The sequence below is a fragment of the Methanospirillum hungatei genome, assembly GCF_020216685.1.
Classification (GTDB): domain Archaea; phylum Halobacteriota; class Methanomicrobia; order Methanomicrobiales; family Methanospirillaceae; genus Methanospirillum; species Methanospirillum hungatei_B.
Genome location: NZ_JAIWNS010000137.1, coordinates 1 through 13,894 on the forward strand (window position 1 = coordinate 1; position 13,894 = coordinate 13,894).

12 protein-coding genes are annotated in these 13,894 nt (G+C 43.7%); 10 read left to right on the forward strand and 2 right to left on the reverse strand.

The window, feature by feature from the left end; all coding sequences use genetic code 11:
* Nucleotides 1–665 precede the first annotated feature (665 nt).
* The 8 genes from LDL35_RS08800 to LDL35_RS08835 all read left to right on the forward strand — a co-directional run bounded on the left by LDL35_RS08800 (nt 666) and on the right by LDL35_RS08835 (nt 8,931).
* Entirely contained in the window at nt 666–980 is a 315-nt protein-coding gene (locus LDL35_RS08800; RefSeq protein ID WP_304021812.1) for a UPF0175 family protein, read from the forward strand.
* A gap of 14 nt (nt 981–994) precedes the next feature.
* Nucleotides 995–1,531, forward strand: a complete 537-nt coding sequence (locus tag LDL35_RS08805; RefSeq protein WP_304021815.1) for a DUF3368 domain-containing protein — start codon at nt 995–997, stop codon at nt 1,529–1,531.
* A 135-nt stretch (nt 1,532–1,666) separates the two neighbouring features.
* Nucleotides 1,667–2,548, forward strand: coding sequence for a nucleotide exchange factor GrpE (grpE, locus tag LDL35_RS08810; protein WP_304021818.1), 882 nt, complete (start codon nt 1,667–1,669; stop codon nt 2,546–2,548).
* A gap of 26 nt (nt 2,549–2,574) precedes the next feature.
* Nucleotides 2,575–4,290 carry an Hsp70 family protein gene (locus tag LDL35_RS08815; RefSeq protein WP_304021820.1) on the forward strand — a complete coding sequence of 572 codons (1,716 nt, stop codon included), beginning with the start codon at nt 2,575–2,577 and terminating at the stop codon, nt 4,288–4,290.
* Nucleotides 4,280–5,470, forward strand: a complete 1,191-nt coding sequence (locus tag LDL35_RS08820) for a hypothetical protein (RefSeq protein ID WP_304021822.1) — start codon at nt 4,280–4,282, stop codon at nt 5,468–5,470. Before LDL35_RS08815 ends, LDL35_RS08820 begins: the two co-directional genes overlap by 11 nt.
* A 233-nt stretch (nt 5,471–5,703) precedes the next feature.
* On the forward strand, nt 5,704–6,693 hold the full coding sequence (locus tag LDL35_RS08825) for an ATP-binding cassette domain-containing protein (RefSeq protein WP_304021824.1): 990 nt from the start codon (nt 5,704–5,706) through the stop codon (nt 6,691–6,693).
* Nucleotides 6,690–7,415: an ABC transporter permease gene (locus LDL35_RS08830; RefSeq protein ID WP_304021827.1), complete on the forward strand. Its 726-nt coding sequence runs from the start codon at nt 6,690–6,692 to the stop codon at nt 7,413–7,415. The genes LDL35_RS08825 and LDL35_RS08830 overlap by 4 nt, the downstream gene beginning before the upstream one ends.
* 106 nt (nt 7,416–7,521) lie before the next feature.
* The gene (locus LDL35_RS08835) at nt 7,522–8,931 is read left to right on the forward strand and encodes an ATP-binding protein (protein WP_304021830.1); all 1,410 of its coding nucleotides are present in this window, start codon (nt 7,522–7,524) and stop codon (nt 8,929–8,931) included.
* A gap of 412 nt (nt 8,932–9,343) precedes the next feature.
* On the opposite strand, the gene ppcA is transcribed toward LDL35_RS08835, so the two are convergent.
* A complete protein-coding gene (gene ppcA, locus LDL35_RS08840) occupies nt 9,344–10,822 on the reverse strand; it encodes a phosphoenolpyruvate carboxylase (RefSeq protein ID WP_304021833.1) in 1,479 nt (492 codons plus the stop codon).
* A gap of 121 nt (nt 10,823–10,943) precedes the next feature.
* The gene (locus LDL35_RS08845) at nt 10,944–12,299 is read right to left on the reverse strand and encodes a PP2C family protein-serine/threonine phosphatase (RefSeq protein ID WP_304021837.1); all 1,356 of its coding nucleotides are present in this window, start codon (nt 12,297–12,299) and stop codon (nt 10,944–10,946) included.
* 454 nt (nt 12,300–12,753) lie between these two features.
* Between LDL35_RS08845 and LDL35_RS08850 the strand changes: the two genes are divergently transcribed.
* Nucleotides 12,754–13,449 carry a transposase gene (locus tag LDL35_RS08850; RefSeq protein ID WP_304021839.1) on the forward strand — a complete coding sequence of 232 codons (696 nt, stop codon included), beginning with the start codon at nt 12,754–12,756 and terminating at the stop codon, nt 13,447–13,449.
* A 56-nt stretch (nt 13,450–13,505) separates the two neighbouring features.
* Nucleotides 13,506–13,850 carry a transposase gene (locus LDL35_RS08855; RefSeq protein ID WP_304021842.1) on the forward strand — a complete coding sequence of 115 codons (345 nt, stop codon included), beginning with the start codon at nt 13,506–13,508 and terminating at the stop codon, nt 13,848–13,850.
* The last annotated feature ends 44 nt before the right edge of the window (nt 13,851–13,894 follow it).

Here is a 13,894-nt window from a genome sequence, read left to right on the forward strand (position 1 = left end):
GTGTTCAACTATGCGTTTGAGCTGCTTAGTTTCAGCGGTATGGGTGTTCAATTTGTCCGGTCAAACTGTTCAGATCTAAGCGTTATAATCACTATTAAAAATTCCACTCATAAAGGATGAACTGCCACAAATGTATCAGTTAAAAAAAACATAACACTTTTTTATCCTCATACAAAAAAAGATGATTTGAGATGTTTTCTGAATATATGGCTTAATACGCTCTTAAAATTCGTAACACCGACAGAAACCTTATCTATGGCTATTCAATAATATGAGGTGGAGGCAAAGAGAATGTGTTGTCACGATTCAGATAAGCATGAACATGCACATGAGCATAATGGAAAAGTACACACCCATGAGCATATCCACGATAGTGAACACCATCACTTTCATGAAAACTGCTGCCATGGACATGACTAAACCTCTTTTTTAAACATTAGCGTCCCAATTTCTAATCTAATTGATTATCTCCTCTCGTCATCCTCATGGGAATTATCATTTCATTAAGATTTCAATCTCTTAAGATTCACAGGATTCATGTCATAATCCCCCACATATCCTTAAAAGTCATGTTGGAGATCATCCTGCCAAATTCATCAGAATAAAACGAATATAAACAGACGTTAAATTTCCGGTTAAAGAGTATCTAATGAGCAGAAAAGTTCATGTATACAAATATCCATTGTGTATACATTGGTCCTGTTATTTCTATTCGTCCAACCCCTGACATATCACGAAAGATTAAAATATTGTCCCTCATCACTTCATTAGACCGTTCTTCGCTGATTCGAATGGCCTTATCATCAGGTCTTGATGAAGAACTCAGAAAAAATGCTTTGGATCAGTACAGGCAGGGACGTATTTCACTCGGAAAAGCCGTAGAGATATGTGAGATATCTGTGAGAGAAATGATAGCTCTCCTGAAAAAGAATAATGTAACCCTTAATATATCTGTTCAGGATATTCTGGATGATTTTTAGGCAGCAATGAAGATATGATTCTGGTATTTGATTCATCACAGGTGATCTATTTTGCAAGAGCCGGAGCGCTCCATCTTGCTGTAGAGATCCATTCAGAAAAGTTCATTCCCCCTGCGGTATACGCCGAGGTTGTTGCAATCGGGCGGGCACAGGGACATCCTGATGCTGAAGTTACTGCTCATCTCATTACGCAGGAATCTCTTACTCTTAAACCGCCAGAAGAGCATTTTTTAGAGAAATTCTCTGGTTTGCACCGTGATCTTCACCCAGGGGAGATGGAGGCTCTGGTTCTGTCGGACGAACTACAAGGCATCGCCATTGGAGATGACCGAATAAGTCGTGAGATCGGAGAAATGTTTCAGATTGAAGTGAGAGGATCTGCATTTATTCTTTTTGCTCTTGTAAAAAACAGAATCATATCCAAAGAGAAAGCAAAAAAGATTCTCCAGGTAATGATCCGTGAAGGTTTCAGAATCGGATCTGAACAATATGGGCTAATCCTTGATCTGCTGGAACAGCTTCAGGGAAAGAACGATGAATCCTGGTCTTGAATGCAGCAATCGCGGATTATCTAAAGATAAGGCAGAAGAAAAATCCATTTAACCTGACTCATTCCCTGCCCAGGTATATCCTGTGCCAATGAGTGGGGACAATATAATAAAAGCTATATTCTCCCAAAGACAAACATGTCACCAATGGTTGATCCAGATATCACCGATCTTCAGAAAAAAGCAGAACATTTTGAATCTCAATATAACGCCATTAAAAAAGAATTCAAAGATTTCATTGAGACAACACGAAAAAATGAGGAATTGAAAAAGAAAGACCTTCAGGCAGATCAAGCAAAAAAATTACTGGTTATTGCAGATTCGTTATGTCGCATGATGCACAGCTCAAAAAATGCCACCTGTGATGCCGTGCGGGAGGTCCATGAAAATTATCATCTCAATATTGAAGGGATGTATCAGCAGGTACTCTCATCAGGCAAACTGACACCCATCGACCCACAACCCGGAGCCATATTTGATGATACCCTGCATATGGCAGTCGGACTTGAATATAACAGCAAATACCCGGAAGATACTATATTTTCAGTAGTAAGACGCGGATACCTGCGGGAGTCTCAGCTTATCAGACCGGCAGAAGTCATCATCTCGAAAAAGCCAAGGGAGCCTCTACCATTACAAAAGCCAGGCATGGTCACTTCAATCTTTAACCGGATATTTCCAAACCGGCAGAAATTTGATGCAATCACTCATGATATCGACCAGCTGGCCCATAAAGAGAGTGAACATATCATAAGACTTGAAAAGGAGATAGCAGAACTGGAGAAGAAGATTGAACAGAATGAAGAGGAGATTCATGATTTGAGTCAGATTATTACCGAACAGGCTGACATTCAGGGACAACTGGAAGATGATATGCAAAAACTGAAAGATGATCTTCGCACATTAACTACCCATGTCAGAGAATTTGAGAGATGTATTTCGATAAGGGAACATAATAACTCGCTGAATCTGGTTGAACAGATGCCACGATACCAGGATCCATACCAGCCCGGTGAGTGAATGAAAATTTTAAACTGGACACTACAATGAACAAAGATATAATCGGCATAGACTTTGGCACAACAAATTCCAAGATGGCATATATGCTTCTGGATGAACCAGTAGTCATCGAGAACGACCAGGGCAGCAAAATTACCCCATCGGTTGTATATTTCAAAAACGAAAAGGAGTTCTCCATCGGGGAGCAGGCCAAGCATAATCAGATTATCCACCCTGATAAAGTTGTCAGTTCCATCAAGCGTGAAATGGGAACTGATTATAAGAAACAGGTGGGGAGGTTCAAATTTCCCCCTGAATATATCGGGGCCCTCATCTTTCAAAAACTCATCCAGGATGCCAGGGAACGGACAGGAAAAACCTTCTACGATGCCGTCGTATCCGTCCCTGCAAACTATTCTGACAGCCAAAGGCAGGCGATCATGGATGCAGCAGAGATTGCAGGAATTAATGTTGTCCGGCTGATAAACGAACCGACCGCTGCCGCACTTGCCTATGGAATCAGGGAAGATCGGGACAGGAAAGTTCTGGTATACGATTTTGGCGGGGGAACATTTGATGTGTCCATCCTTTCTGTCTCATCCGGTTTTTTTGATGTCGATGCAAGTACCGGAGAACACCGGCTTGGCGGAGATGACATGGATGAGCGGATCATTGCCCATATCACGAAAGCACTGCAAAAGGATCTCGGGAAAGGGGCTACAATTGACCAGGCATTGCAGGCTACACTCAAGGAGGCTGCCGAGGAGGCAAAGATAGCCCTTTCAACCGAAGAGAGTACACGAATTACCATTCCCTTTGTTGCAGAGAACCGTCCTCCGTTCACGATGGAACTGACCAGGAAAACACTCGAATCCCTGATTCAGGATCTGATTGAGCGCACCCGTGCACCAATGGAACGTGCTCTTCACGATGCATCCCTTGAGAAAGATGAGATCGATGACATCCTCCTTGTAGGGGGAACAACCCTGATACCAGCGGTCAGAAGGTTTGTAACGGAGTATTTTGGAAAAGAACCACTAAAAGGAGATCCATACACTGCAGTTGCAGAAGGAGCAGCACTGGCAGGGAGTACTTACGTTCCTGAAAAATCCAGGATGGCGAAGAATGTGGAGATCAGTGATGTAATATCTTCTTCGCTTGGTGTAAAAATTGTGAACGGAACTCTGTCCAGGGTAATAGAACGAAATACGAAGATTCCAATCTCCCGGACAAGGCTTTACACAAATTCATGGGATTATGTTCCTGAAGTCATCGTCGCAGTATATCAGGGTGAGGAGGAGATGGCGGAGGATAATGAATATCTTGGAGAGTTTTATATAAGTGTCGAGCCTATGCCGGCCGAAGAAAATAAAATTGAAGTCACATTCTCGGTAGGTGAAGAGTTCGGAATCCTCAATGTCCGGGCATATGACACTGACTCAGGAAACGAGCGGACGGTAAAATTTGAATCACGCTCACGTCTTTCAAAGAAAGAGAAGAGCAAGTGGATGAAAAAACTCGTCGGCAAGGGCAGCGTTCATGTCGTCATCGGAGATGAGTCAGGAAAGACTACCCTTGATATGTACCTCAATCCTGCAACCTCTATCGAGTCACTGAAACGAGAGTTGATTGACCGGAATATTATGAAAGGCGATGAGATAATTGAGATCGGAGACCTGATACCAGGTGATGACCAGCGGGTATCTGATTTAGACCTGGAAGACGGGTGCATTATTACCATCCGGGGGAACGATGGGGAATAAAAAGAGAGCACAAACACAGAAAAGCTCCAAACAATCGCCTCCTCCATTGAATCCAGACGATGATCCCTACTGGAAAGTCTCTATGGAAAATCTCGATCCACGGAAAGGAGCCCAATATATTGAACGGTTTTTTAATTACCAGTCGCGGTATCCTCAGTGGATTGAAGACATCAGTTCAGGTGTTCCTACCTATTATGCTGTTCTGGGAGTACTGAAAGGATTTTCAAAAGAGACGCTTCAGAAGGCATATGAACGGGAGTGCACATTATCAGCCTACCCTCATGAATCTATCGAAGAGGCCTACAGGGTCCTGTCAGATCTGCAACTCAGGGTGAAATATGACGAATTTCTTATCAGGTTTGAGCATGCTACCCGGTACAGCCCGGCCCATATGATCGAGGGACTCAAAAAAGCCCATGATGAGTTTTTGAAAAATGCTCTTATTATTCGAAGATTAGGAGTTATTACTCAAAATTATCATGATTACATGTTCCTCATCTCAAAAGGAATGCCAGATATCTTTGAATTTTCTGGACTGAACCAGAATTGCAGTGAGGAGGAGATTAATACATTTGCATCATCCGGTGATGAATTATCGGTTTTGATATCATCAATAATGCGGGATCCAATAAAGCGGGAACAGTTCATTAACTGCAAGAATTTCATTGAGGATAGTCCGAATGAAGATACAAAGGAACAGATAAAAAAATTCAGAAAAAGATGGGAAGAATATGATCGGCAATTCGTCAGCAAAGTTATGTGCATGTCCCTTACGGTGTCAGAGCAGATATTCGATATTTTTGAGAGGATAGGAAATAATTTAAACTCAAATCATGACTGGAAAGAATTCCTCCCCCCATCTGAGAGAACATTCTTTTCAATCTTTGGTGTCGATGAGCATATCAGCTCACTTCCAAAAAGTGAGATTGAATCTCTTCTTCGTGCCCGGGACCGGACACTGGAACGGACACCTGATGTCAATCTTGCATATACGGTCCTGAAAAATCCAACCCTTCGTGATGAATATATCTGGATGTTGCATCATCATGAGTTAAAGAAGATCGATGATATGATAAGGGAAGAGGAAAAACCTTCGGATGAATTGAATGATGCCCGGATTCGAAAATTAATCGCTAAAAAATTACAGGAATTTGAGAAGATTTATGGCAGATTTTCATGAGATGAAACGGATGTAAACATCCCTGAACCAGAAAAGATGCCATCAAACATGAAAAAATTTCATTTTCACAATGATCACCGGAGTCATACTCCGGATATAGGGAGTATGTGCAAAACCATCCCTGATTTCTTGCATTGGTATCGGTGAATGATTTGAATACAAATCAACGCATTTTTTTATAGTCGGATAGAGTAATACGAAAAAGGGAAAGATCCCTGAAATCCTGATACCCTATGGCACCCACATCCAGTGACAATCAATCCCTTCAGGAATACCCGTTGGTAACCCATTCCCTCACCAAACGGTTTGGTGAACTTCTGGCAGTGGATACCCTGACCCTTTCAGTCGGAACCGAAATATTCGGTCTGGTAGGCCCGAACGGATCAGGGAAGACAACAACCGTTCTGATGCTGACAACCCTTCTGGACCCGGATAGTGGAGATGCGACCATCTGTGGGTATGATATTCGGAAACACCCCAGAAGGGTTCGGGAGTCCATCAGCTATGTTCCGCAGGATATGGCAGTTGATGTAAGACTAACCGGGAGGGAGAATGTCATCATGTTTGCCGAACTCTATGGGGTGAAAAATCCGGTTGAACGATCCAATGAGGTTCTGAAAATTCTTGATCTTTTGGACCGGGCAGATAAACGGGCAAAGGTGTATTCGGGTGGGATGAGAAGACGGCTTGAACTTGCCCAGGCCCTGGTGCATAACCCGAAGATCCTGTTTCTTGACGAACCAACCGTCGGCCTTGATGTTGCTGCCAGGAAAAAGATCTGGGAGTACATTAGAACGCTCCGAAATGATGGCATGACGGTCTTTGTCACGACCCATTACATGGATGAGGCAGACCGGTACTGTGACCGTGTTGCCATCATCGACCATGGCAGAATTCAGGCGGTTGATACCCCAGCACGATTAAAAGGGATGATTTCAGAGGATATCATATCCGTTTCCATAGCAGGGACCTTCACTGGTATTGATGTGCCAGGAGTGAAGTTTGCACATCAGGAGGAGGATACTCTCATATTTCATTGTGAAAACGGAGCAGCAGCACTCCCCCTGGTGAAAGATGCGCTGAGCGACGCTGGAAACCAGGTTTTATCCATGTCAGTCAGGCAACCGTCACTTGATGATGTATTTCTTCATCTTGTCGGCCCAGGAGAGGATAAAAGTCCGTTTAAATCAAGCACTTTCAGGAATATGATGGGGAAGCGATGAATCCGATACTGGTGTACTGTAAACGTGACCTTGTCCGGTGGTTCAGAGGAAAATGGGGATTTATTGCAGCAATGGCCATGCCGGCTGCCTGGCTTATCTTCGTAGGTCTTGCTCTTCCCATCCGGTTCACTGATCATTACATTGATTTTGTAACACCCGGTATTCTGGCCATGACCGTCCTCTCTGCATCACTTGCCGGCGGAGGACTCCTCATCCTTGACCGGATGCTGGGATTTTTCAATAAATTCCTTGCTCTTCCCCCTCCCCGGGAGAGTATCCTGTTTGGAAAGATCCTGGTCATCACCATCAGGGGAGTTATTCAGTCAACAATCATTCTCATCTTTGCCTTTCTCCTTGGAGCCAGGTTATACTCCCCGACCCAGCTTATCGGAACGTACATCATTCTCTTCATCTTCGGAGCACTCCTCTCCGCTACAGCAACTACAATAGCTATCTATCTGGATGATCATGACCAGTATGCCGCAGCGAATGCCATGATCTCAATGCCACTCTTTTTCACCTCTTCGGCGATGATGCCGTATGATGTCATGCCAGATTGGCTGGAGCCCATCGCCAAAGTGAATCCACTCAGTTATGCAATCGATGGTATCCGAATACTAAAGACCGGTGAGATACCAGTGACCCAGATCAGTATATTATCCCTGCTCTGTATCGGTGTTGTCACTCTTGCAGTCCATGTATTCAGAAAGGTGAAAATATAACCGGAAGTCAGAAAATTTCCAATAGACCCATTAGACCCATATACCCTACATATGGATTGATGTGATCCATACATTCATCATTTCGTGAGAGATAAGTAATATACTTATGTCTCACATTACCTTCATCAACCGCACTCATGAACTCGCATTTCTTGAAGACCGGTATCGCTCAAAACACTCTGAATTGATCATACTCTCTGGCAGGCGCCGGGTTGGAAAGACTGAACTGCTGATTCGCTTTTTAAAGGATAAACAAGGGATATACATTCTGGCAACGACAGAATCTGAAAAGACCAATATCGGGATCTTTGCAAAAGAGATAGCTGATTTCCTGAATGATCCCAATTTTGCACTCGTATTATATCCGTCATTCGAAACTCTCTGGACCAGTTTCCTATCACATCATCAGGTTCAGAACATTATCGGGATACAAAAGAAGATTCCTATCATTATTGATGAATTTCCATATCTCATCGAGAGAAACCGATCAGTTCCATCCCAATTCCAGCGAATCTGGGATCTGCATATGCGGGATAGTCCGGTGATGCTCATCCTCTCCGGTTCCAGTATCAGCATTATGGAACAGGAGGTCCTTGGATATAAAAGCCCCCTGTATGGGAGAAGAACAGGTCAATGGCAGGTGGAACCATTGTCTTTTCTCCATATGAAAGAATTCCTTCCATGGTCCTGTGTTGATCTGGCTCAGGTATGGTTTACAACCGGAGGAATTCCTGCATATCTTGAACTCTTTGATCCCACTACCGATTTCTGGTCTAATATTTCCAGACTCTTTCTTACCAAAGGTGCAAACCTCACGATGGAGGCTGAATTATTACTTCAGTATGAATTCAGAGAGCCGGCTAATTATCTTACCATTCTAAAAGCAATAGCTGAGCGAAATACCTCACTTGGCGAGATCATTCAGCAGTCAGGTCTTGACCGGAGTATGGTCTCAAAATACCTTTCTGTTCTGATGAAACTTCATATTGTGCGTGAAGAATTACCAGTTACTGCTTCTCCGGGATCGAGGAAACGGCGGTACCGGATTGCAGATCCCTATCTCTCCTTCTGGTTCAGGTTCATCTATCCGGAGATGACGGCTATTGAAGCACGGCAGACATCTGAGGTACTCACAAGGGTCCGGAAGAATTTTTCTCTCTATTCCGGAACACTCTTTGAATATCTGACCGAACATCTCATCAGGGAAAGAGTCCTTTTTCCAAAGATCCACTTAAACCAGCTGGGAAGATGGTGGCATAATGAGATGGAGATAGATATCGTAGGGCTCTGTGAAGATGAAGATCTGATGATCTGTATAGAGTGCAAATGGACAGATCTATCCAAAAATGAAGCGATAAACATACTTAAAAAACTGGAAGAAAAAAGCCTGAACATACGGTGGAGGAATGAGAGCCGAAAGACCATATGTGCTCTGGTTGGAAAAAACATATCAGGTAAGGATGAAATTCGCACAGCGGGATATGAAGTGTATGATCTTTCAGATATTCCGTGTTGAGGATTCGGTATGACCTGATGGTTTCGCGTAGAGAGTGTGTATAATGCCAATAATAAAATTATATTAATATATATCCTCATAGATACCGATACCCAAAAAATATATCAACAATATGAAGTTATTTTTGAGAAATAAAAGAGATTTGATATCCAAGGTGCTATCAGCAATACCTATTTCAAAATAGTGCCCAAATTAAATCCTGATTGGAGAAATATCCATAAAACACGAATTTATAACGCTTCGCTATTCATCAGTCAAACCAACCCACATCATGTATTGGCTGAATCCCGATATGACAATAGCAAGGCTCTGGTGAAGTCCTTTATCGGAGGCTAAAAATCAATTATTTTCTACTTTAGACGAAAAAATAGTAAAATATCCGCTTCGAATCGCTGATAAAAATAGATCGGGTCTACCCGAGAAACTTCCGAATCGCTCCTGCCCTGATGATCATATCCTGCACACTATCTATCTGGCAGGCAGTCACGGCCTTCTCTATCTGACCGGAGAGGGTTCTATGCTCAGGATGGGGATCAATCTCAATCCAGTCAGGGAGGATCTTCTTTATCTCATCCGGCAGGAATGAAGAGTCTGGATTGAGATACCGGCATGCATCACTGAGATCTTCGGTCACATACCGGTAGTTCTCAAGGACAAACTCCCGATCCTTCTCAGTCAGTGCCGACAATCCCAGGACCTCCGGAGGTATCCCGATTGAATACAATGCCGCGGTCACGGTGATCGCCCGGGGAAGTGAAACACCACCCATGTTCCGTGAATACCCGAATAATCCTACATGGAGTTTTCGTTTTCGTCGGCTGGGGATATAGGCCGCCACACGGTTAATGAGAGGGGCCAATGACTGTATCTGTTTTTGATACCCGGCAGCATATCGCTCGATAAGTGATATCGCATACGTATCATCAATCTCCCGTGCAGGTGGGATCTCTCGTTCCTCAAGATACCTGATTGCAGACACCGCATCCTCAAGGTTGGTATCGTACTTAAATGCCGACTGGATGGTGAAGGTATACGCCCCGGCATACTCATCAGTTACCCTTCGAACGGTATCCGGCCGTAAATTCCCTCTGAACGGGGCTGATCCTGCTCCGATGATCGGATAGACCGGAATCCCGGTATCTTCAGAGAGAAGGTGAAGACGCCAGAGAGCAATTTTATTCAGGAGGACTGCCCCAATCTGTCCATAATTCACCGCCGGATCAGATCGTGCCAGAAACACCCGCTGATAATCAAGATCCTTATCCTGGAAATACCGCCGGAGGATCGTATCAGCGGCAAGCATACCATCCTTATCCTCAAAGAGCGGGATGACCCGGATCTTGTCCGGGTGGAACGGTCCAATCCACTCTGCAATCGTAATATCACGGCCACCTAACCGTTTATATTGCTGACCGATGACAAAGTCACAATAATACTGGTAGATGTTGTCAATTGATGCAAATGAAGTAGTCATCGGGAGGATGACCTCAAAGATCGGGGCATAGGTGTCGTTATAGAAATGATGTGCAACATCATAGGACCGGGGAATTGACCCCAGTGTTTCCAGCAGGATCTTCGCTTCCGTCCGTTCTATCTCCGGGTTTGGTACCCGAAGCGTGAGGAAGAGATCACGGCCCAGATGATGCTCTTTAAAATAATCGCCATACCGGGAGAGGAGTTTTTTGACGACGTAATTATCAACCTCTTTCCCTTCACAGTCCCACATCTGCTCAGTGCATCCCAGGTGTGAATACACGTAATAGGCTTCCTTTACCTCATCTTCACCGGTGAGCTCAATATTCTCAGTGAAAAACGGAGTATGGACATTATCCGGGTGCTGGGTACTCATCGTTCGGGGTATTTTCAAAGGTTTTCCATACTGCTCGTTCATGGTTATCAGTAATTATTGGAGGTAATCATGCAAGAGTATTCGTATGAGTGCTCATGAGTGAGGAGACACCCGGGAACAGAGTTGAGGGTTAGGTACAGAAATCACCCGGACACCGTATTCATCATTCCCCCGAAGGAGTGGCGGGATAATACCTGAGGGCAAGTATTGTGCAGTCATCACTCTGGGGATTGTCACCAGACCAGGTTTTCACTTCATGATTGAGCAGCTTGACAACCTCCAGAGGTGTTTTTGGAGACTGCTCTGATAAAACCCGGACGACCCGTTCTGACCCATACAGGTCCTCACCTCGTTCTGCCTCAGTAACACCGTCACTGACGAGTACCAGCATATCACCCTGTTTTAGTGAGACGAAATGCGGGATGTACTGTTCATCTTCCATAACTCCGGCAGGGAGATTCCCGTCTGATTCAAGTTCGATTGTTCCTGAACTGGTTATCAGATATGGCGGAGGATGGCCGGCATTACAATAACAGACCTCGCCGGTTTGCGGATTTACTATTCCCACAATCAGGGTGATGAACTGTCTGCTATCACCATCTTCCAAAAATGAACGGTTAATCTCTCGTACAAGGACACAGGGGTCACGGGTTTCACGGATTTTTGATCTGAGTATCATCCGGGTGGATGACATCAGAAGAGCTGCAGGGACCCCTTTTCCTGATACATCACCTAATGCGAAATAGAGAGACTCTTCATCGAGTTTCAGATAATCATACAGGTCACCTCCGATGTATGAGGCGGGAAGAAGGGATGCTGAAAGAGATACATGATCCCATTCCTGGTTCTGTTCAGGAAGAGATCCAAGCTGGATCTGCCGTGCTGCCGTAAGCTCACCCTCAATCTGGAAAGATTTCCGGTTATTCTCTTCTTCCAGCCGGAGATTGTTAATTATAATGACAAATATGCATAATCCGAGGATTGTGGGGAGAAAAATGTCAATCGTCCCTTCGATAACCTCACCGGGGAGCAGAATATCCGGATTAATCCCATCCTTTCCAATACTAAACTGAACTAATGCCACCAGAAATCCCAGGAGAAAGGCATGTGACATCCGGATTATGGCATCCTTATGCAGGTACCAGAACAATCCACCCATTATTCCGGAGAGAAATGTTATAATGAGAGTAAATGGCCCGATGGGTTCTCCGACTGCGATATGTAACAGGATTCCAAGTAATCCGGCGAGAAGACCACTGATCGTCCCGGCAACAAGCCCTGCAATCACCGGTCCGAGCATCTGGATACTGATCTCATAGGGTCCAATCTGAACGCCGGTCATCATCCCGTACAGATAAAAAAAACCTCCAATTAGGGCCATGAAAAGAGCAGAAAACGGAGAGAATGTCTTTGATACGAAAACCGATGCATACCGGGTTCTGGTGAGAAAATATGCAATAAGAGAGAGTACTGCAACACCGTCACACAGCTGTACGAGTCTTTCTAATTCAAAGATCATAATTCCTCATGAATGGAGTTCGTCTGAACAGGTGAAATGCCTCTTATATGGATCTGATTATATATTAAGGTATAATAGTTTGCAGCCATTTTCCGTCAGGCACTCTGATCTCAAACCAGGCTTCCTTTCCCTAGTTCTCCGTTCTCACAAATCCGCATTAAATTCACGTTATCCTGGCATATCAGATTCAACGTTCTTTTGAAATTTTTCTGTGTCCATCTGTTCCTGAAACGTGTTAAAAACCGCGATGTTGATTTACAGCAGACTTAATTAATGATAGTGCTATAAGTTGTCCGGACAAAAGTAGGTTGGGCAGAGGAGGTCGTTAATATTTTAGGGTTCACCCAGTCAAAAAAAATTTACCGCTGAATTGCTTTCGCAGGCTGAATTATGTCTTTGAACACGGATAGGAAATTGACCTGTCAGGCTATTCATCTGCCCACTTCCTACTATTATGACTTCAAGTGTAAATATATCCGCCGGGCTGGGTATTCATAATAAATTTGTCCTTGCAACAATCTTATGGAGTACTGGTCAGCTAATTCAAGAGCGGTTCGATCGAACAAAAGATGGGATACTCTCGCTCAAATCATGGATCATGCTCCAAAAGTGTGACGTTGTTGCCTGTGAATCAACCAGTGATTTTTGGGTACCCCTTTATGACCTCATTAATAATTCTATCCCAGTAATTGTTGGAAATGCATGGGACATTAAAGTATTGTCCCATAAAAAGACGGATAAAGTTGATTCTGAAATGATTGCCCGTCTTGCTTTACATGGAATGATTCAACCATCAAGAGTCTTTTGTGGGGAGCAAAGGGAATTTCGTAAAATTTTACGACTTCGGCATAGATTGGTAGAGAAAAGAACCAGTTTTAGGTATCAGGTTAAGGGCATTCTTAACGCTGAAATGATTCGTCTCTCATCTGTTTTGTCAGATGTATTCGGGAAATCAGGCATGATGCTCCTTACAGGGATAATAAATGAGATGCAATTAAGAGAAATCATCACTACATTACCCAAACGGACTCAAGAGAAAAAGGATAAGATCATTGAAGTACTTGGTTATAATTTTTCGAAAGATGCTCTTTTCCAAATAAAGGTTCTATTAGATGTTATTAGATGTCTTGATGAACAAGACTTCTCTTGAAGAATTCTGCATTACATTTTGCTTACAAGAATTATCCTAGAGAGATGGCAATTTTGATGTCTGTTCCCGGAATCGGGGAAATTGGGGCTGCTACTCTAATTGCAGAAATTGGTGATATTAGCGATTTTCCATCTGGTGATAAGCTTGCAGGATGGTTAGGTATGGGCCCCAATGTCAATCAGTCAGCAGGAAAACTTCGGACAGGCAGCATAACGAAACGAGGTTCGGTTCATGCAAGATGGATATTGACACAAATTGCTCATGCAGCAGCAAGATGCCGGCATAATTCATTACGCTTTTACTACGAAAGAAAAAGTGGACTCATTGGAAAAGCGAAAGCCACCATTGCATTGGCCCGAAAGATAGTAACTATTATTTGGCATCTCTTAAAACCCTTATGAGGCTTCGCCTCAAGCCTGACGAATGAAAAACTGATAACGTTCAG